Origin of the sequence: Roseovarius bejariae, assembly GCF_009669325.1 — a bacterium.
Taxonomy (GTDB): Bacteria; Pseudomonadota; Alphaproteobacteria; order Rhodobacterales; family Rhodobacteraceae; genus Roseovarius; species Roseovarius bejariae.
In genome coordinates, this window is the sequence record NZ_SZWE01000001.1 from 982,651 (window position 1) to 1,002,904 (window position 20,254).

The 20,254-nt window shown below is 59.3% G+C and carries 20 protein-coding genes; 11 read left to right on the forward strand and 9 right to left on the reverse strand.

Features of this window, described 5'->3' with window-relative positions:
- The first annotated feature begins 76 nt into the window (after nucleotides 1-76).
- The 3 genes from FDP25_RS04645 to FDP25_RS04655 all read left to right on the forward strand — a co-directional run bounded on the left by FDP25_RS04645 (nucleotide 77) and on the right by FDP25_RS04655 (nucleotide 2,835).
- Entirely contained in the window at nucleotides 77-835 is a 759-nt protein-coding gene (locus tag FDP25_RS04645) for an electron transfer flavoprotein subunit beta/FixA family protein (RefSeq protein WP_154149388.1), read from the forward strand.
- Entirely contained in the window at nucleotides 835-1,764 is a 930-nt protein-coding gene (locus tag FDP25_RS04650; protein ID WP_154149390.1) for an FAD-binding protein, read from the forward strand. The genes FDP25_RS04645 and FDP25_RS04650 overlap by 1 nt, the downstream gene beginning before the upstream one ends.
- Nucleotides 1,765-1,959: 195 nt before the next feature.
- Nucleotides 1,960-2,835, forward strand: a complete 876-nt coding sequence (locus FDP25_RS04655; protein ID WP_154149392.1) for a 3-hydroxybutyryl-CoA dehydrogenase — start codon at nucleotides 1,960-1,962, stop codon at nucleotides 2,833-2,835.
- Here FDP25_RS04655 and FDP25_RS04660 read toward each other — a convergent pair.
- The 8 genes from FDP25_RS04660 to FDP25_RS04695 form a co-directional block, all read right to left on the reverse strand.
- Nucleotides 2,832-3,629 carry a sulfotransferase gene (locus tag FDP25_RS04660; protein ID WP_154149394.1) on the reverse strand — a complete coding sequence of 266 codons (798 nt, stop codon included), beginning with the start codon at nucleotides 3,627-3,629 and terminating at the stop codon, nucleotides 2,832-2,834. The genes FDP25_RS04655 and FDP25_RS04660 overlap by 4 nt on opposite strands.
- 133 nt (nucleotides 3,630-3,762) lie before the next feature.
- Entirely contained in the window at nucleotides 3,763-4,686 is a 924-nt protein-coding gene (locus tag FDP25_RS04665; RefSeq protein ID WP_154149396.1) for a lysophospholipid acyltransferase family protein, read from the reverse strand.
- 12 nt (nucleotides 4,687-4,698) lie between these two features.
- Nucleotides 4,699-4,977: an HPr family phosphocarrier protein gene (locus FDP25_RS04670; protein ID WP_154149398.1), complete on the reverse strand. Its 279-nt coding sequence runs from the start codon at nucleotides 4,975-4,977 to the stop codon at nucleotides 4,699-4,701.
- A gap of 6 nt (nucleotides 4,978-4,983) precedes the next feature.
- The gene (locus FDP25_RS04675) at nucleotides 4,984-5,391 is read right to left on the reverse strand and encodes a PTS sugar transporter subunit IIA (RefSeq protein WP_343032066.1); all 408 of its coding nucleotides are present in this window, start codon (nucleotides 5,389-5,391) and stop codon (nucleotides 4,984-4,986) included.
- Nucleotides 5,392-5,396: 5 nt separating this feature from the next.
- A complete protein-coding gene (gene rapZ, locus FDP25_RS04680; RefSeq protein ID WP_154149402.1) occupies nucleotides 5,397-6,332 on the reverse strand; it encodes an RNase adapter RapZ in 936 nt (311 codons plus the stop codon).
- A gap of 12 nt (nucleotides 6,333-6,344) precedes the next feature.
- The gene (locus FDP25_RS04685) at nucleotides 6,345-6,776 is read right to left on the reverse strand and encodes an HPr kinase/phosphorylase (protein WP_154149404.1); all 432 of its coding nucleotides are present in this window, start codon (nucleotides 6,774-6,776) and stop codon (nucleotides 6,345-6,347) included.
- A 33-nt stretch (nucleotides 6,777-6,809) separates the two neighbouring features.
- Complete coding sequence (locus tag FDP25_RS04690; protein WP_154149406.1) at nucleotides 6,810-8,522, reverse strand: sensor histidine kinase; 1,713 nt, start codon at nucleotides 8,520-8,522, stop codon at nucleotides 6,810-6,812.
- On the reverse strand, nucleotides 8,522-9,223 hold the full coding sequence (locus FDP25_RS04695) for a response regulator transcription factor (RefSeq protein ID WP_154149408.1): 702 nt from the start codon (nucleotides 9,221-9,223) through the stop codon (nucleotides 8,522-8,524). Before FDP25_RS04695 ends, FDP25_RS04690 begins: the two co-directional genes overlap by 1 nt.
- A gap of 372 nt (nucleotides 9,224-9,595) precedes the next feature.
- Here FDP25_RS04695 and FDP25_RS04700 point away from each other — a divergent pair, with 372 nt between their 5' ends.
- On the forward strand, nucleotides 9,596-11,194 hold the full coding sequence (locus FDP25_RS04700) for a phosphoenolpyruvate carboxykinase (protein ID WP_154149410.1): 1,599 nt from the start codon (nucleotides 9,596-9,598) through the stop codon (nucleotides 11,192-11,194).
- A 57-nt stretch (nucleotides 11,195-11,251) separates the two neighbouring features.
- Here FDP25_RS04700 and FDP25_RS04705 read toward each other — a convergent pair whose 3' ends face one another.
- The gene (locus FDP25_RS04705) at nucleotides 11,252-12,160 is read right to left on the reverse strand and encodes a GlxA family transcriptional regulator (RefSeq protein WP_246175760.1); all 909 of its coding nucleotides are present in this window, start codon (nucleotides 12,158-12,160) and stop codon (nucleotides 11,252-11,254) included.
- Nucleotides 12,161-12,280: 120 nt separating this feature from the next.
- Here FDP25_RS04705 and bcoG point away from each other — a divergent pair, with 120 nt between their 5' ends.
- From bcoG to FDP25_RS04740, 7 genes are all read left to right on the forward strand, one after another.
- A complete protein-coding gene (gene bcoG, locus FDP25_RS04710) occupies nucleotides 12,281-13,189 on the forward strand; it encodes a 3-dehydrocarnitine:acetyl-CoA trimethylamine transferase BcoG (RefSeq protein WP_154149414.1) in 909 nt (302 codons plus the stop codon).
- A 76-nt stretch (nucleotides 13,190-13,265) separates the two neighbouring features.
- Nucleotides 13,266-14,030 (forward strand): SDR family oxidoreductase, encoded by a 765-nt coding sequence (locus FDP25_RS04715; protein WP_154149416.1) that lies wholly within the window; start codon nucleotides 13,266-13,268, stop codon nucleotides 14,028-14,030.
- Between the two features lie 86 nt (nucleotides 14,031-14,116).
- Entirely contained in the window at nucleotides 14,117-14,566 is a 450-nt protein-coding gene (locus FDP25_RS04720) for a lipocalin/fatty acid-binding family protein (protein ID WP_172982748.1), read from the forward strand.
- Nucleotides 14,563-15,969, forward strand: a complete 1,407-nt coding sequence (locus FDP25_RS04725; RefSeq protein WP_154149420.1) for a carnitine 3-dehydrogenase — start codon at nucleotides 14,563-14,565, stop codon at nucleotides 15,967-15,969. Before FDP25_RS04720 ends, FDP25_RS04725 begins: the two co-directional genes overlap by 4 nt.
- Nucleotide 15,970: 1 nt before the next feature.
- A complete protein-coding gene (locus FDP25_RS04730) occupies nucleotides 15,971-17,131 on the forward strand; it encodes an acyl-CoA dehydrogenase family protein (protein WP_154149422.1) in 1,161 nt (386 codons plus the stop codon).
- Between the two features lie 55 nt (nucleotides 17,132-17,186).
- Nucleotides 17,187-19,229 (forward strand): acetate--CoA ligase family protein, encoded by a 2,043-nt coding sequence (locus tag FDP25_RS04735; RefSeq protein ID WP_154149424.1) that lies wholly within the window; start codon nucleotides 17,187-17,189, stop codon nucleotides 19,227-19,229.
- Nucleotides 19,226-20,008 (forward strand): carnitinyl-CoA dehydratase, encoded by a 783-nt coding sequence (locus FDP25_RS04740; protein WP_154149426.1) that lies wholly within the window; start codon nucleotides 19,226-19,228, stop codon nucleotides 20,006-20,008. The genes FDP25_RS04735 and FDP25_RS04740 overlap by 4 nt, the downstream gene beginning before the upstream one ends.
- Nucleotides 20,009-20,254 lie beyond the last annotated feature (246 nt).

Here is a 20,254-nt window from a genome sequence, read left to right on the forward strand (position 1 = left end):
GGCTATATCAACGACCCGGAGAGCTTTTGGGAGAGTCGCATCGCGGCTCTCCGTCAATTTAAGGGAGACCATGCCAATGAAGGTTCTAGTGCCTGTCAAACGCGTGATCGACTACAACGTGAAGGTCCGCGTTAAGGCGGACGGCAGCGGTGTCGATCTTGCCAATGTCAAAATGTCGATGAACCCCTTTGACGAGATTGCCGTCGAAGAGGCCATTCGCCTGAAAGAGGCCGGCAAGGCCGACGAAGTGATCGCCGTATCCATCGGCGTCAAGCAAAGCCAGGAAACCCTGCGCACCGCGCTCGCCATGGGCGCCGACCGCGCCATTCTGGTTGAAGCCGCCGATGACGTGCACACCGACATCGAACCTCTGGCCGTGGCCAAGATCCTTGCCAAGGTCGTCGAAGAAGAACAGCCGGGCCTTGTCCTGACAGGCAAACAGGCGATCGACAACGACATGAACGCCACCGGGCAGATGCTCTCGGCGCTTCTGGGTTGGTCGCAAGCGATGTATGCCAACAACGTGGATGTCGAAGGCGACCATGCCGTCGTCACCCGCGAGGTTGATGGCGGTCTGCAAACCATCAAGGTCAAGATGCCCACCATCATCTCGACCGACCTGCGCCTGAACGAGCCGCGCTATGCCTCGCTGCCGAACATCATGAAGGCCAAGAAAAAGCCGCTGGACGAGAAAACCGCCGCCGACTACGGCGTCGACGTCAGCCCGCGCCTCGAAATCGTCAAGACGGACGAGCCCGAGGCCCGCAAGGCCGGTGAAATGGTCGGCTCGGTGGACGAGCTGGTTGCCAAACTCAAAGAAGCGGGGGCCGTGTAATGTCTGTTCTTCTGATTGCTGAAATCAACGACGGCGAACTGGCCGTTGACGCAACCGCCAAGGCCGTGACCGCCGCCGCGAAACTCGGCGACGTGACCGTTCTCTGCGCCGGGGCCACCTGCGCCGCCGCCGCCGAGGAAGCCGCCAAGATCGACGGTGTCGCCAAGGTCCTCTGCGCCGAGGATGACCTTTACGGTCACCGCCTGGCCGAGCCCGTGGCCGCGCTGATCGCCGCACAGGCCGGTGACTACGAACACATCGTTGCCCCCGCCACCACAGACGCCAAGAACATCCTGCCCCGCGTTGCGGCGCTTCTGGATGTCATGGTGATCACCGATGTCTCGGGCGTCGTCGATGCCGATACCTTCGAGCGTCCGATCTATGCCGGTAACGCCGTGCAGACGGTCAAGTCGAAAGACGCCAAGAAGGTCATCAGCTTCCGGACCTCCACCTTCGATGCCGCTGGCATGGGGGGCTCGGCCTCGGTTGAAACCATCGGCGCAGGCGACAATCCCGCCCTCTCCGAATGGGTCGAAGACAAGGTTGCCGAATCCGACCGTCCCGAACTGACTTCGGCGGGTGTCGTGGTGTCCGGTGGTCGCGGTGTCGGCTCCGAAGAGGACTTCGCCCTGATCGAGAAACTGGCCGACAAGCTCGGCGCCGCTGTCGGCGCCTCGCGCGCCGCTGTCGACTCGGGCTTCGCGCCGAACGACTGGCAAGTGGGTCAGACCGGCAAAGTGGTCGCCCCTGATCTTTACGTGGCCATCGGCATCTCGGGCGCCATTCAGCACCTCGCCGGTATGAAAGACTCCAAGATCATCGTCGCGATCAACAAGGACGAAGAAGCGCCGATCTTCCAGGTGGCCGATTACGGCCTCGTCGCCGACCTCTTCGAGGCGGTGCCGGAACTGACCGAGAAGCTGGGTTAACAGCGACGTTTCGTACGACTCGTACGAAAGTTTTGGGGCACCCCCGGATTTTCGTACGAAACTCGCATATAAAACGTACGACTCGTACGAAAATAAAGGCCCGCCACATTGGCGGGCCTTTTGATTGAAACCTGCCCTTGCAGCGCCCCGGTTCGGGGGCCTATGCTCTGCCCAAACCAAGCGGAAGGGCACCCCATGGAAATCCAGAAAATCGGCGTTATCGGCGCGGGCCAGATGGGCAACGGCATCGCCCATGTCCTTGCAATTGCTGGATATAATGTCCTGCTCAACGATATTTCGCAGGAGGCGCTCGATGCCGGTCTGGCCACGGTGCGCAAGAACATGGAACGTCAGGTCAGCCGGGATAAGATGACCCAAGCGGATATGGATGCCGCCCTTGCGCGCATTTCCCCCACCCTGACCCTCACCGATCTGGGGCAAACCGACCTCGTGATCGAGGCCGCAACCGAGAAAGAAGCCGTAAAAACCGCTATTTTTCAAGAGCTTGTACCACACCTACAGGATCATACGATCCTGACCTCGAACACCTCGTCGATTTCGATCACCCGCTTGGCCAGCGGCACCGACCGCCCCGAACGCTTCATGGGCTTTCACTTCATGAATCCCGTTCCGGTGATGCAACTGGTGGAATTGATCCGTGGTATTGCCACCGACAAAGCCACTTATGACGCTTGCCTTCAAGTTGTTGAAAAACTTGGGAAAACGGCCGCCAGCGCCGAGGATTTTCCGGCCTTCATCGTCAATCGAATCCTGATGCCGATGATCAACGAGGCGGTCTATACCCTCTATGAAGGTGTCGGCACCGTCAAATCCATCGACCAATCCATGAAACTGGGCGCCAACCACCCCATGGGCCCCTTGGAACTTGCTGATTTCATTGGATTAGATACCTGCCTGGCGATCATGAACGTACTGCACGACGGCCTAGCCGACACCAAGTATCGCCCCTGTCCTCTGCTCACCAAGTATGTCGAGGCCGGATGGCTTGGCCGCAAGACGGGCCGCGGGTTCTATGACTACCGTGGAGAAGAGCCCGTCCCGACGCGCTAATCGTCTATAAGCCTCTGAAATCGCGTGCCTTTTAGCGCCTCGATCACCTCGTCTCGATTGGCCAGCCGGTCAATCGACCGGCCTTGAACGATCTTGCGCATCCGCACTTCGGGCTTGAACGGTGCCACCTCAAGGAAGCGATGCAGATCATCCATGATTGCCGCTGTTTGTTGCGGCCCTGCAAAGAAATCTTCATACCGAACATGCATGCGGCGCTCTTGCGGTATGCCTGCAAGCATTTGATTCAGAATGATATTTTCCCCCTCGATCACCTCAAGCGCGTTCAATGCGTTCTGCGGTTCCATGTGCAATTTTGTCTCCGCCGGTCCGCCCTGCCCCTCGCGAATTTCCACCACGCCCGAGGCTTCCAGCAAAGCGTTTGAGATCATGCGGTCAAATAGATTGGCCCGCTCCAGCCCGATCACCTTGATGTCAGGCCGCTGTGCCAGATAGTCAATGATACCAAGGTTTTGAAAATGCAGGGCAAAATCCTTGATCCCGATCTGGCGCACCTGCGACAGGCGTTTACCATCACGAGGCCGCCGCTTGATACGCCTTTGTGCCGACCGTCCCGCGAAGGCCAGGCGATGCCCCCACGGATTCCCCAAGCAAAAGTCCAGATATGCCGCATCATCCTCTTTAAAGGCTCCAAGTCGGCGCTGCATCTTTCGGATCGGGTTCCAATCGCCCAGAACCTCACCATAATTCATGATTTCAGGGTGCTGGTTCAGCAGGTTGACCAAGGCATTCGACCCACTTCGCCCCAAAGTCAAAATCACATGCTGCCCGACCATACAATACCTCCAAAGGGCATGAACAAGACACGCCGCAGTACGATCCACCCCTGCGGGATCCCTTTTTGCATATCAAATTTTTGGTGATTTATCAGCCTCTTCGCGGTCTGACGATGAAACATTTCGTTTCGTGTCAGGCCCCCGAAGGCCCGTTATCCGCCAGTGATAGGGTGTGTTCCCGCAGCCATGTCATGAACCCCCGCGGGTCGCTTTCCAACATCTTCATCCGCTCCGGCGAAATCGGCGCCCCCACCACGGGCTTTTGCGGGTTGTTGCAACTGTGTACGACTTCATGCAGCAGCAAACTCTGCCGCAGGGTGGCCGATATACGGTTGGCCATCTGGTACCAGCGGGAATTCGCGCCGGGGAAATAGATCGGCACTACCTGCGCGCCCGAGCGGCGGATCATCTGGGCGGTAAAGACATTCCACTCACGCTCAATGGCCGGACCCATGAGGCTATCAGAGGAGGCGACGACCCCCGAGGGAAAGACACTGATCAATCCCCCCTCTTTCAGGTGCGCCATGGCCTTGGCTCGCATCTCCACCGATTTACGCTGTGCGTCAGGCTCATGCGGGAAAGGCACCGAAATCATGTAGGACGCCGCAACCTCGTCAATGCCAGTCAAAAGTGCGCGGGTCAGGATTTTGTAATCGGTTCTCCTACGGCCAATCAGATCGGCAAGGATCATGCCATCCACAAGGCCATGCGGGTGATTGGCCACCACGACAACCGGGCCATCCGTCGGAATATTGTCCAACTGTTCGTCGGGAGTCAGAAGATCAATGCCCATTGTATCGAGGGCCGCACGCCAAAACGCCTGCCCGGTAGGGGCCCCACGCTTTTCAAACTTGCGGATCATCCGCAGAATAGACAGCTTACCTGTAAACCACTCTATCGTCCGGATGGTGAATGCCGTGGCGGGCGTGTCGAAAGAATTGGCATAGGTCAAACTGCGACGGTCATACTTGGTGAAGTTCACCGTCTCGCCGGTTTCGTCTATGGCGTGTTCATCTTGCCTTTCAGCCAAAGTGCTCTTCCCGTTCCGTCGCGCCATGGCACGGCCTTTTTACATATCTTCGCCGAACCGGTCGGCCACAAGGGCCTCGATCGCGTCGGCCAAAGCCTCGGCATCGGGTCCCGAAGTCTCGACGTCAATAGTCTTTCCTTTCGACGCTGCCAACATCAAAAGGCCCATGATGCTATCGGCATTCGTGGACTGCCCATCATGAGAAACCTCGGCGGTTGCATCGAAACCTTCGACCACCTCCACAAGTTTTGCCGCAGCGCGCGCATGCAGCCCTTTCTGGTTCACTATCTTCAACTGTCTAATGGTCTGCTCAGACATGCGCACTCAACCCTCTCCCGCGTTATCCGCCTGTACATTATGGCTGTCTATGTATTTCCGCCCTGCATCCAAAGCCGCACGGGCGGCTTCACCGAGCGGCAGATGACGGCTTTTGACCAGTTTGATCAAGAGGGGCAGGTTCGCCCCGTAAAGAATGCGCCGATCCGTTGGGCGGCAGGCCTTGAGCGACAGGTTCGAAGGAGACCCCCCGAAAATATCCGTCACGATCAAGACACCATCGCCCGTATCGACCTCATCCGCCGCAGCACAAATTTCGGCTTGCTTGGCAGCGCGGTCATGATCCCCGCCAATCGAAATCGCTTTGATGCCGACCTGCGGCCCGACGACGTGTTCAATCGCGCTCAGATACTCCCGGGCGAGTCCGCCGTGCGCCACGATCACGATACCGATCACTACCGTCATTCCCCCCGGGCTTGCGCGTTATCAACAACGATAAATCTGTCCGAAGCGGTTTTTCCGCGCCGTTCCAGCTCTCGGTGTCTTATTGACACTTGCCAGCCGCTGTCTGCAAGGGCTTGTGCCAAGGTTTCTGTCATTGTGACGCTACGGTGCTGTCCTCCAGTACATCCGAAACCGATAGAAAGATAGGCCTTCCCCTCGGCCTCATACGCCGGTAGCAGAAGTTCGGCCAGTCCGATGATCTTTTGTCGGAACGCCTCGAAGCGCCCATCCTGTTTAACGTAATCTGCTACCTCCGGAGACCGCCCGTCGAGTATGCGCAAGCCTTCCTCCCAATAGGGATTGCGCAGAAAGCGACAATCCAACACGATATCCAATCCGCGCGGCAACCCTCGCTTGTAGGAAAACGACTGGACCGATACCGCCAATTGCCCCGTGCTGCTCGGTGCGAACCAACGGTCAAGCTCGGCGCGCAGATCATGTGGCGACATTTCGGAAGTATCGATCAGCATATCGGCACGGGCTTTGATGGGGCCAAGCAGGTCAAACTCTCGTGCGATGCCGATTTCGGCATTCTCTGCCGGAGCCAAGGGATGGCGGCGGCGGGTTTCCGAGAACCTCCGCATCAGTATCTCGGGGCGGCAGTCCAGGTAGAGAACCTGCATGGGCGTATCGGCCATGCCGCCAATCTGATCGATCGCTTCAATCAGCGCATTGGTCGAAAAATCGCGGTTGCGTGTGTCGACACCAAGGGCCAACGGCTTGGTCGGAGCGGGACCATCCAGAAGGCGGGGCAAAAGGGACAGCGGCAGGTTGTCAATCGCCTCATATCCTATGTCCTCAAGCGCACGGATTGCCGTCGTCCTCCCGGCACCGGACGGGCCCGTGACGAGGACAAGCCGATTGCCCTTAGATGAGAAAGTCGCCGCGGTCATCCCGCCCCCTATTCAGTTAACGCGCCCATGTCGAAGATACAGCATGATCGCCGCAGGAAAATGGTCGGCGTCAGTTTTTCTTATGACAGGCACGCTCAATCCCAGCAGTGTATCCTCGCGAAACGGCGGCAAGCGATGATCTTCGGTCTGTGTTAGGTCCACGATCAAGGCCAGAGGCGCGGACGGAAGTACCGGGGAAGACAGGATACCCACACTGCGCGCCTCGATGAGGCCATGCAGAGCCTTAGGTGCGCTCAGTATGATCTGCTCGTTTTGGCGGCTAATGCAGGTTCTGTCATCAGACACCAAGGATGCGCCATATGCGATCAGTTGCAGGGCAAGGCCAGATTTTCCTGACCCGGAAGGGCCTCGGATCAAGGCAGCCCGCCCATCAACGGCGACGGAAGTCGCATGAAGGATGTGGCCATTGCTGTCCTGATTCATCACCCTACTATCCCTGCACGTAACCAGCTGGGATCAAACGGGAAGACCGACGACAAATCGTGCACCCAAGGGTTCGGAACTGGGATCGGCATCATTCGGGCGGATGTTCTCGGCCCAGATCACACCGTCATGCGCTTCGATGATCTGTTTCGAGATCGAAAGGCCAAGCCCCGAGTTATTGCCGAAATCGTTACTGGGCCGCTCGGAATAAAAACGCTTGAAAATCTTCAGCAAGGCCTGCTCGGGAATGCCGGGGCCGGTATCCTCGACCACGACCAGAACGCGGTTGTCGCGCTTGCGAATCCAGACACGGATGGCATCGCCTTCTTCGCAGAAGCTGATCGCGTTGGTGATCAAATTGACAAAGACCTGCGCAAGCCGGGCTTCAAGCCCCGTAAAGACTATTGGGTCTTTGGGGAAATCGGTAATGAACTCGATACCCTTCTTTTCCGCTTCTTCGCCAAGGAAATTGCCAATATTGCTGAGCATCGTGATCAGGTCGAAGGGCTCCTGCTCCTCCTTGACCAGTTCACTATCCAAGCGGGATGCGTTCGAGATATCGCTCACCAATCGGTCAAGGCGGCGAACATCATGTTCAATGACCTGCAAAAGTTTTTCGCGTTGATCGTCCCGTTTTGCAACCCGCATCGTTCCGACGGCTGAACGCAAGCTGGCCAGAGGATTCTTGATTTCATGCGCAACGTCAGCGGCAAATTGTTCGTTACTGTCGATCCGATGGTAGAGGGCTGCCACCATCCCCCTGAGCGCGCCAGACAACCGGCCAATTTCGTCTGGTCGCGCGGTCAGATCGGGGATGCGGATGCGCCCGCCACGATTGCTACGACGGTCACGGTCCCCACCGATTTCGGCCGCCGACGCCAAATCGGCCAGTGGGTTGGCGATCGTGGACGCAAGGATCAGGCTCAACCCTACGGAAACGAGAGTAGCGACAAGAAACATCTGCAACACACGTTCACGCTCGGCGGCGGCGACGCGGTCAATCTCACCGCTTGCGCTCGCCATGGAGACAACGGCAACGGGCCGGCCACCTTGCATCACCGGACTGGCGACCAGGAATATAGTGGCTCCGTCGATCTCACCCGTTACAATCTGTGTGTCGGATTCCAGTGTGGGTCCAACAAGGGCCTGAGCCTGAGCCCGAGTCGATGTTTGGTCTTTCTCACCGGCCAGTGCATCGAAGGGCACAGACAACCAGTTCCAAACCTTGATCAAAGCATCGGTGATGGATGTGGGCTTTTCACCAACAGGGTTTTCGGCTTGTGGGCGCGTGCCGATCGTCTGCCCCGCCAATGTACCAGCCGGGTCGAAAACAAAAACCTCGACACCTTGTTGAATATCTAGCCCACTCAACGTTTCACCAACGTCGATACCGTCACCCGATACCAAGTTGACGGGCCCACCCGAGGGAAGCTGCGCCTCGAAGACATCGGCGATGAGTTCAACCTCGGACACAAGACTGTTTGCACGTTGCAGGGCAAGACTGTCTCGCGAGGAATTGAAATAAAGAATCCCTGCCACCAGAACGCTCAGTGCGATCAGGTTGAAGGTAATGATTTTCCGAGTGAGGGAGGATTCACGCAGGGAAAAGAACCCGCGCCGCTCGCGACGAACGCGCAGCTCGTCCTCGACGACATTATCCGGTGCAACAAAGTCATCCCCAAGGACAACGTCGTCATCCTTGTGGGACGGAAGATCGCGCACGTGTACCCCCTCGACCAGAGTCATTATTCTTCGTTGTACCGATAACCGATACCATAAAGTGTCTCGATTGCCGAGAACTCGGGATCGACCATGCGAAGTTTCTTGCGCAGGCGCTTGATGTGGCTGTCGATCGTGCGGTCGTCCACATAGACCTGATCGTCATAGGCCACATCCATCAACTGGTCACGGCTTTTGACAAAACCGGGGCGCTGCGCGAGAGCCTGCAGAAGAAGGAACTCCGTCACGGTCAGGGCAACATCCTGCCCCTTCCACGTGACCGCGTGGCGCAGCGGGTCCATCCGCAACTCGCCGCGTTCGATCACTTTGGTTTCCTCGGTATCCCCCACGACCTCGCCGGCGACGGCATCCTGACGCCGCAGAAGCGCACGGATACGCTCGACCAAAAGGCGTTGTGAAAAAGGCTTTTTCACATAATCGTCGGCACCCATGCGCAGGCCCAGAACCTCGTCAATTTCATCATCCTTGGAGGTCAAGAAGATCACGGGGATCGATGTTTTTTGCCGAATACGCTGCAACAGGTCCATGCCATCCATACGCGGCATCTTGATATCCAGAACGGCCATGTCCGGCAATTTCTTACTAAAGGCATCGAACGCTTGCTGGCCATCATTGTAGGTTTCCACCTCAAAGCCTTCCGCCTCGAGAGTCATGGAGACGGACGTCAGAATATTCCTGTCGTCGTCCACAAGGGCGATCTTAGACATGCTATTTTCCTTATCACTGCTCTTGTTGCCTGCTTTTTTCCGCGAGTATGCGCTTTTTTTGCCTTTACAATCAATCCCAAAGTGCGAATCGGGCCACCCGACCACCACAATTCAGACAAAAAAACATTAGGAATGGCTAAATTGACTCACCATTCAACCACGAGATGAGGGAACCTATTACGCCGACCAAGACTTGGTTGCGCTAACTTCGGCTTGGTTGCGCTAACTGCGCTAAAGCGTCCTGTTCTTTTACAGAAGCGTCATGTTAAGAGGCCCGCGACGGTGCGATTACGCCGCCATGGAACCCTAGGGCGCAGGCTGCCCGCTACAGACCGCCCCAAGGGCGGGCCTCACGAAACAGGAGCGTGACACATGACATTTGGACGGGTGAACCCGCAGTTCCGGCTTGAAGATCAAGGGATCACGGGCTTGGGCGATGTCTACTACAACCTTATCGAGCCCGCCTTGATCGAGTCGGCCATCAAGAACGGCGAAGGCACCCTTGGCCGCGGCGGGTCTTTCCTCGTGACCACCGGCAAATTCACCGGACGGTCGCCCAAGGATAAACACGTCGTCAAGACAGACAGCGTTGCCGATACCATTTGGTGGGAAAATAACGCCGAGATGTCGCCCGAAGGCTTCGATGCGCTCTATGACGACATGGTCGCCCATATGCAGGGTGGCAAGTATTACGTTCAGGATCTTGTCGGCGGCGCAGACCCGGCTCATTCGATCAATGTTCGCATGGTGACAGAACTGGCATGGCACGGGTTGTTCATCCGTCACCTCCTTCGCCGCCCCGAGCGCGAGGCCCTCGAAAACTTCACCGCCGATTTCACCGTTATCAACTGCCCCAGCTTCCAGGCCGACCCGGCCAAGCACGGCTGCCGGACCGAAACGGTGATCGCGCTGAACTTCGATCGCAAGATCATCCTGATCGGCGGCACCGAATACGCGGGCGAGAACAAGAAATCAGTCTTTACCTTGCTCAACTATCTCCTGCCCGAAAAAGGCGTTATGCCGATGCACTGCTCGGCCAACCATGCCGACGGCAACCCGGTGGACACCGCCGTGTTCTTTGGCCTCTCGGGCACCGGCAAAACCACCCTGTCTGCTGATCCCGCACGCACCCTGATTGGCGACGACGAACACGGCTGGTCCGATCGCGGCACCTTCAACTTCGAAGGCGGCTGCTATGCCAAGACCATCAACCTCAACCCCGAGGCCGAGCCGGAAATCTATGCGACCACGACCAAGTTCGGCACCGTGATCGAAAACATGGTCTTCGACGAAGAAACGCTGGAGCTGGATTTCGAGGACGACTCGCTCACGGCCAACATGCGCTGCGCATATCCGCTGGAGTACATCTCGAACGCGTCGGAAACGGCACTTGGCGGCCATCCCAAGAACGTCATCATGCTGACTTGCGATGCCTTCGGCGTTCTTCCCCCGATTGCGCGGCTGACCCCGGCACAGGCGATGTATCACTTCCTCTCGGGCTTCACCTCGAAGGTGGCAGGCACCGAGCGCGGCGTCACCGAACCCGAGCCCACCTTCTCGACCTGCTTTGGCGCCCCCTTCATGCCGCGCCGCCCCGAGGCTTACGGGAACCTGCTGCGCGACAAGATCGCCAAACACGGCGCGACCTGCTGGCTGGTCAACACCGGCTGGACCGGCGGCGCCTATGGCACCGGCTCGCGGATGCCGATCAAGGCGACCCGCGCACTGCTGACCGCCGCGCTTGACGGATCGCTCAACGAAGTCGAATTCCGCAAGGACCCGAACTTTGGCTTTGACGTGCCGGTGGAAGCCCCGGGCGTGGCCGAGGTTCTGCTTGACCCGCGCCGCACATGGGACGACCCCGAAGCCTATGACGCACAGGCCGAGAAGCTGGTGAAGATGTTTGCCGATAACTTCGCACAATACGTGCCTTATATCGACGATGACGTGAAAGCTGCCGCTCTTGGTTAATCCTTGCGACAATGCAGTTCGATTACGCCCCGTCTAAAATGACGGGGCGTTTTCATTTCAGGTCCTTGCCTTGCGCCGCAATTGCGAAGGTGATGCACCATATTGTCTCCGCATGGCGCGGGCCAAAGCCCCGGGGTTTTCATAGCCACAGCGCAGGGCGATTTCGGAAACTGGTAACCTGCCTCCCTCCAACAACTTGCGCGCTGCTGAGAGGCGCAGGTGCCGGTAAACTGTACCGGGTGGCGCGCCCAGTATTGCACGGCACCGCCGGTCCAGGGTTCGCGGCTGACAGGACAAAGCCTTGGCCAGGGATGCAAGGCCAAGGGGCATTTCAACCGTATCCCGCATCAGCGTCAGGGCACGCTGCACCAGCGGATCATCCTCTTCTCGCATATCATCAGCACGCAATGGCGGATCGCCATGCAAGAACAAGGCCTCAACGTCCAGACGGGCGGAAATACCGAGTGTATCGGCGATCAAATCCAACGTCAGATCAAGCGCCGACATAGCACCGGCACAGGTCCAGTATGGGCCATCGCGCATAAACCGCGCGCGCGCCACCTCGATATCCAGGAAACGTTCGGTAAAGCCCTCAAGCAAGTCCCAGTGCACCGTCGCTCGCCGCCCCTGAAGCAATCCGGCCGATGCCATTAGCCAAGGCCCGGCGTCAAGGCCAACCACGACATCTGCTTTACGCGCTGCATCCCGCAACATGCGCCGGGTCGCAGCGGTGTCATGGTTGTCGTGGTCGTAACTGGCCACGACGAAAAGAAAGTCCACCTTCGGCAACTCCGCAAGCGCGATATGCGGCAAAACCTCGATCCCGCTTGACGACCGACTGGGCAGGCCGGTGGGCGTCAGAATTTGCCACGTAAACCCCTCTTTCCCGGTCAGGGTATTGGATGCACGCAGAGGTTCGAGGCAATTCGCCAAACACAGGTTGGAAAACTTGTCGAACAAGAGCAAGCCGATGTGACACGACGCAGATGGATTTTTTGACCATTCTTGCATGATAATTGTCTATTACTGCAACATTATATGCGTGACCAGCAGGCAATCTGGGGTCAACTAATTTAGGAGGATGCCATGCCGCTTGCCATGAACCGAGAGGTCTTCATCACCTGTGCCGTTACCGGGTCGGGCGGAACGCAGGACAAAAGCCCCCATGTGCCACGCAGCCCCGCACAGATTGCCGAGAGTGCCATTGCAGCGGCCAAAGCCGGGGCCTCCGTTGTGCATTGCCATGTGCGCGACCCCGAAACCGGGGCTCCCTCACGCGACAAGGGACTGTTTCGGGAGGTGACCGACCGTATCCGTGAAAGCGAAACGGATGTCGTCTTGAACCTGACGGCCGGCATGGGGGGCGACATCGTGTATGGCGGGGTGGAAACACCTTTGCCGCCGGTGGAAGGCACGGACATGATCGGAGCTACCGAGCGTGTTGCGCATGTTGCAGACTGCCGCCCGGAGATTTGCACACTGGACTGCGGCACGATGAATTTTGCCGAAGCCGATTACGTCATGACCAACACCCCCGGTATGCTTCAGGCCATGGGCAAGATGATGACCGATCTGGGCGTGAAACCCGAGATCGAGGCCTTCGATACGGGCCATTTATGGTATGCGAAACAACTGGTTAAGGATGGCATCCTTGAACCGGACGCTTTGGTGCAGCTTTGCATGGGCGTACCTTGGGGGGCGCCCGATGACCTCAATACCTTCATGGCCATGGTCAACAATATCCCCGAGGATTGGACCTTCAGCGCCTTCGCCCTTGGCCGCAACCAGATGCCCTATGTCGCGGCCAGTGTTCTGGCCGGGGGCAACGTACGTGTGGGCTTGGAAGACAACCTGATGCTCGACAAAGGCGTGCTGGCAGAAAACTGGCAATTGGTGGAACGCGCCGTGGGCATCGTCGAGAACCTCGGGGCGCGGGTCATTGGGCCGGAAGAGGTGCGCAAAAAGCTGCGCCTGACCAAGCAGGCCCCGGTATGAAAATCACCCCCAAAATCCATGCCGGTGAAACGCCGGTATTTTGTCGGTATCGCGTCGGTGGATCGGAGCCGCGGTAATGGAAGGGCAACGCGTCCTGATTACCGGCGGCGGGTCGGGCATCGGCCTGCGATTGGCCGAGCGGTTTTCCGAGGCGGGTGCCCGCGTCGCGCTATGTGATGCGGACGCGGCGGCAATCGCCCGTCTGGAGGCGAGCCATCCCGCGATTGTTGCCGCCCATGCGGATGTCACAAACGAGACCGAGATGGCCGCCTTCCTTGCCAATGTCGAGGCGCAATGGGGCGGGGTCGATGTGGTCTGCGCCAATGCGGGCACCGGCGGGCCAGCGGGCCGGATCGAGGACTTGAACTATGACGCGTGGCAAACCTGTATCGGGGTGAACCTGAATGGTGCGTTCCTGACCTGCCGGTGGGCGGCGCGTCTGATGCGGGCGCAGGGCGCGGGGCTGATCCTGCTCACCTCGTCCACTTCGGGCCTTCACGGGGTGCCGTACCGCGCGCCTTATGTCGCCGCGAAATGGGGATTGATTGGCTTGACCAAAACGCTGGCGATGGAGCTGGGCCCGGCGGGTGTGCGCGTCAACGCCATTGCCCCCGGCGCCGTGGAAGGCGAACGGATGGAGCGCGTCGTGGAGATGGAAGCCAAGGCAAGCGGCAAGACGGAGGAAGAAGTGCGTGGGATATATGCCAAGGGCAGCAGTCTGCGCACATGGGTCAGCGCCGATGATCTGGCCGACATGGCGCTGTTTTTGGCCTCGCCCGCCGCTTCGAAAGTCAGCGGTCAGGTTCTGGCCGTGGATGGCCATACGGAGAGCATGGTGTGATTGGGGCCGGGGTGCTTGGCAGGCGCATGCGCGCCTTTCTCGCGAGGAGCGTAGCGATAAGTGCGCTTTTGGCCGTGGCCGGGTGTATGGCCCCGCCTGCCCCGGGTTATCGCGACACCACACAGCCGCTTTCAATCACTACCCGCGCCGCCCCGGATCTTTGGCAAGGGACGTGGCACCTGCGGGCGGCGACGCCGGGCGACGGCGAGGCACATCAATTCGAGTTTGACGCGGGGCGGATCACGCCCGACTGCGCCCCGGATTGCGGCACGGGTTGGATGGTCACGCCCATTGGCGCAAACCGCTGGCAGTTGACCACTAGCCAAGGCCAGACCCGCGAGCTGTGGCTGATCTGGATCGACGATAGCAGGCGGACGGCGGCCTTTGGAGAACCTGACGGCGGCTATGCTTGGGTCCTTGACCGCAGTGCCAGCGGTGGCGCGGACCGCATCCAAGCGGCGCGCGAGATTTTGGACTTCAACGGATACGACGCGGGCCAGATCGCCCTGCGCCAAGACAAAAAGGACGCATCATGAACAAGATAGCAGCCATCATCGGCGGGGGTGTGATTGGCGGCGGATGGGCCGCACGTTTTTTGCTGAACGGATGGGATGTGCGGGTGTTCGACCCCGACCCGGAGGCCAAGCGCAAGATAAACGAGGTCTTGGGCAACGCACGCCGGGCATTGCCCATGCTCTACGATTGCGCCCTGCCCCAAGAGGGCAGCTTGCGCTTTTGTGACAGCATTGCCGAGGCTGTTACCGGCGCCGACTGGGTGCAGGAAAGCGTGAGCGAGCGGCTGGATTTGAAGCACAAGGTTTTTGCCGAGATTCAAGAGGCCGACGCGAGGGTACTGATCGGCTCGTCCACCAGCGGCTTCATGCCCTCGCAATTACAGGAAGGCGCGGCACGGCCCGAACGGATCATGGTCACGCATCCCTTCAACCCGGTGTACCTGATGCCACTGATCGAGGTGGTCCCCTCCCCCGCCACCGATCCCCACGCAGTCGAAGCGGCCAGTGAAATTCTCACCTCGCTTGGCCTTTACCCGCTGAAGGTCCGCAAAGAGATTGACGCCCATATCGCTGACCGTTTCCTCGAAGCCGTCTGGCGCGAGGCACTCTGGCTGGTCAAGGATGGCATTGCAACGACCGAGGAGATCGACAACGCGATCCGCTATGGCTTCGGCCTTCGTTGGGGGCAGATGGGCCTCTTTGAGACCTACCGCGTGGCGGGCGGTGAGGCAGGCATGCGGCATTTCATGGCGCAGTTCGGCCCGGCCCTGAAATGGCCGTGGACCAAGCTGATGGATGTACCCGAATTCACCGACGAACTGGTGGATATGATTGCCGATCAATCCGACGCACAATCGGGGCACCTGTCGATCCGTGATCTGGAACGCAAGCGCGACGGCAACCTTGTGGCGATGATCCGGGCGCTTCGGCAACAGGGCAATGCCGCCGGGCGCTTGGTGAATGAACATCAACGAACGGTATTCGAAGTGCCTGCCCCGGCCTTGCCGCTGATCACGCAAGACAGGGTGATCCCCGTCGACTGGACGGATATGAACGGCCACATGAACGAGGGCCGCTACGGGCAGATTTTCAGCGATGCCGCCGAGGTGGTGATGGCCATGGTTGGGGCCGATGAGGAGTATGTCGCGCGCGGCATGAGCTATTTCACGGTCGAGACCACGGTGAAATATCTGGCTGAGACCCACGCCGGTGAGCGCGTGGTGGTTGAAACCGAGGTGACGGAAGGCGCGGGTAAAAAGCTGCGCTGTTTTCACACCATGAAACGCAAGAACGACGGCGAGGTCATGGCCACCTGCGATCAGTTGATGCTGCATGTGAGCCTTGAGACCCGCCGCACCTGTGTGCCGCCCGAGGATGTGGCGGCGCGGGTGACACGACTGGCCGCTTTGAACGGGGAGGCATGAGATGCAGTTCGGACTGACCGACGAACAGGAGATGATCGTCTCAACGGTGCGGAGCTTTGTCGAGAACGAGGTTTATCCGCATGAAGCTGAGGTGGAGCGCAGCGGCGAGGTGCCCCCCGAAGTCGCCGAGGCAATCAAGCAGAAGACGATCGACCTGGGCTTTTACGCCTGCAACTTTCCCGAAGAGGTGGGCGGCGCGGGCCTGAGCCATCTGGAATTTGCTTTGGTGGAGCGTGAGCTTGGCCGCGGGTCCATGGCGCTGACGCATTTCTTTGGACGGCCGCAAAACATCCTGATGGCCTGTGAGGGCGAACAGCGGGAACGGTATTTGTTACCGGCTGTACGTGGCGAACGGATGGATGCGCTTGCCATGACCGAGCCCGATGCGGGCTCGGACGTGCGGGGGATGAAATGCACGGCACGGCGCGAGGGCGGCGATTGGGTGCTCAATGGCACCAAGCATTTCATCTCGGGCGCGGATCACGCCGATTTCGTGATCGTCTTCGTTGCGACGGGTGAGGATGACACCCCCAAAGGCCCGAAAAAGCGCATCACCACCTTTCTGGTGGATCGCGGCACGCCCGGGTTTACCATCCGCGAGGGGTACATGTCGGTCAGTCACCGTGGCTACAAGAACATGGTGCTGGAATTCGACGATTGTCGCCTGCCGGATGCGCAGGTTCTGGGCGAGGTGGATGGTGGTTTTGCCGTGATGAACGAGTGGCTCTACGCCACGCGGATCACCGTGGCCACGATGAGCGTGGGACGGGCGCGACGGTGTTTCGACCTGGCCCTGGCCCATGCTGCCGAGCGCAAGCAATTCGGCCAGCCCATCGGCAAGTTCCAAGGTGTGGGCTTCCAGATCGCCGATATGGTGACCGAGATCGACGCCGCCGACTGGCTGACGCTGGCCTCGGCGTGGCGACTGGATCAGGGCCTGCCCACCAACCGCGAGATCGCCTCGGCCAAGCTCTATGCAACCGAAATGCTGGCGCGCGTCACCGATGCGGCGCTGCAAATCCATGGCGGCATGGGCCTGATGGATGACCTGCCGATCGAACGCTTCTGGCGCGATGCGCGGGTCGAACGCATTTGGGACGGCACCAGCGAGATTCAACGCCATATCATCAGCCGCGAGTTGCTGCGGCCCTTGGGCGCATGAGATCGAGCATGGCGAAAAGGGATTTTACGCCTCTCGACCCGCGCAGGAGGTTGGCATGAGGCACCCACTTGACCGTTTGCTGCGCCCCAAGTCGATCGCGGTTATTGGTGGCGGGGCCTGGTGTTCATCAGTCATTGAGCAATGCCGCAAGATAGGGTTTGCCGGGGAGATATGGCCGGTGCACCCAAAGCGGAACAAGGTTGGCGGGGTGGCGGCCTTTGCGCGGCTTGAAGACCTCCCGCAGGCACCGGACGCCAGTTTCATTGGCGTCAACAGACATGCGACCATCGAAACCGTACGCCTTCTGCGAGAAAAAGAGGCCGGGGGCGCGGTGTGCTTTGCCAGCGGGTTTCGAGAAGCGCAGGCCGAGACCGGCGACGGCGAGGGGTTGCAGGCGGCTCTGCTTGAGGCTGCGGGCGAAATGCCGATCATCGGGCCCAATTGCTATGGCGTCATCAACTATCTGGACCGCGCCCTTTTGTGGCCGGATCAGCATGGGGGAGTACCCGTTGACCGGGGGGTGGCAATCCTGACCCAAAGCTCGAACATCGCGATCAACCTGACCATGCAGGCACGTGGCTTGCCCTTGGCTTATGTGCTGACGGCGGGCAATCAGGCACAGCAAGGCTTGGCCGAGCTGGGCCTTGCTGTATTGGCGGATGAGCGTGTCACGGCCCTGGGTTTGCACATCGAAGGGGTCGGCGATCTTCGCGCTTTCGAGCGTTTGGCGGCGGAGGCCAAACGTCTTGCCAAACCCATCGTGGCAATCAAGGCGGGCCGCTCGGATCAGGCCCGGGCGGCGGCAGTTTCCCATACTGCATCGCTAACCGGAAGCGACACAGGGGCGCGGGCCTTGTTGGCGCGTTTGGGGATTGCGCAGGTAGAGAGCCTGCCCGCGTTGTTGGAGACCTTGAAGTTAATACACTTTAACGGCGCTTTGTCCTCGAACAAGGTTGTGTCGCTGTCGTGTTCAGGAGGCGAGGCGAGCCTGATGGCGGACACGGCAGAAGGGCATGACGTTGTCTTCCCCTCCCTGACCCCGGCTCAGACCACACGGTTGCGCGAGGTTTTGGGGCCGATGGTGGCCCTCGCCAACCCATTGGATTATCACACTTTCATATGGGATGACGTTCCCAAGATGGCCGATTGCTTCTCCGCCGCGCTTGATGGGGACGCCGCGATTGGCTGCTTGATCGTTGACTACCCAAGGGCGGATCGCTGTGACCGGGCAGCTTGGGAGTGTACGATTGAGGCGGGCGCACTGGCGGTCAAGGCCACGGGCAAACCGTTAATCATTGTTACCACTCTACCGGAGGCGCTACCCGAGGATGTGACGGCACGGATCACATCGGCGGGGATGATCCCGATGCATGGGTTGGATGACACGCTCGGTGCGATCAGCAGGGCCGCCTGGCTTGGACAGCAGAGCGATTCGTTAACGCCTGTGACCCGTCCGGGAGCGCCCTGCAACCTTGTCACGATAAGCGAAGCAGAGGCGAAAATGGTCTTGCAAAGCAAGGGCTTGCAGGTTCCCGAGTCGATCAGGGCCGAGCGCGCGGCGGCGCTTGCGGACTGTCTGGCCCATGTCTCCGGACCTGCGGTGATCAAGGCTGAAGGTCTGGCCCATAAAACCGAAGCTGGAGGCATCGTTTTCGTTGGCGAAGACACGGCGCAAGCCATTGAAACAGCATCAAAAATGCCCTGCCAATCATGGCTTGTGGAAGAGCGGATCGAGGACGCGGTGGCCGAGCTTCTGGTGGGTATCCTGCGCGACCCGGCGCATGGATTTGTCCTGACGATTGGAGCGGGGGGAACATGGACGGAGCTTCTGCGAGACAGTACATCGCTTTTGTGTCCCGTGACGGGCGATGACATCCGTAACGCATTGACAAACTTGAAGATTTACCCACTCCTGACAGGCTATCGCGGCGCATCTGCCGCCAATGTCGACGCCATTGTCAGGGCGGTTCTGGCTATACAGAACTACGTCGTGGATCATGCAGGCGAGATCGAAGAGGTCGAGGTTAACCCTTTGCTGATCTGCCCGACCCGGGCGGTGGCGGTGGATGCCTTGATCAGGAAGGGAGAAGCGAGATGAGCGATGCGGTAAAGACAGAGCAACGGGAGCATGTTCTGGAGGTGACACTGGACCGGCCCAAGGCCAATGCGATCGACCTGCAAACCAGCCGCGCGTTAGGAAATGTGTTTAAGGATTTCCGCGACAACCCGGAGCTTCGCGTGGCGATCATCACCGGCGCAGGGGAGAAATTTTTCTGTCCTGGCTGGGACTTGAAGGCCGCAGCGGAAGGCGACGCGGTAGATGGCGATTATGGCGCCGGCGGTTTTGGCGGCTTGCAGGAGTTAAGGGGTCTTAACAAGCCGGTCATCGCGGCGGTGAACGGGATTTGCTGTGGTGGCGGTCTGGAATGGGCGCTTTCGGCGGATATCATCCTGTCGGCGGATCACGCACAATTCGCCTTGCCCGAGATCAGGTCGGGCACGGTGGCGGACGCGGCAAGTGTTAAGCTACCCAAGCGCATCCCCTATCACATCGCCATGGAAATGCTGCTGACAGGGCGATGGATCGAGGCCGAGGAGGCACATCGTTGGGGCATGGTGAACCACCTGTATCCCTCTGATATTCTTATGGAAAAGGCACGCGAGATGGCCGACCTCCTGGCCAGTGGGCCGCCCTTGGTCTACGCCGCGATCAAGGAGATCGTGCGCGAAGCCGAGGCGTTAACCTTTCAGGACGCGATGAACCGGATCACCAAGCGGCAATTCGGTTCGGTGGATGTGCTGTATGACTCGGAAGATCAGCTTGAGGGCGCCCGCGCCTTCGCCGAAAAACGCGATCCGGTCTGGAAGGGACGTTAACCTTCGTACGAGTCGTACGTTAACCATGGTTGTTTCGTACGAAAAGCGGCGGGGTTTGCGAGGTGAGCGTACGAGTCGTACGTTTTGTACGTCTGTTTTGTGCAGACATCGGGGCGACCTGCGGGGCCAGTGTACAATTTGTACATAACGCCTGCCGCGCCAACCATTCTTTAACCCCTGCCTGTCATTCTGCCCCCCGCTAGATGAATTGCGCGAGGGTTTTGGACAGTGACAGTGGCCACCAGA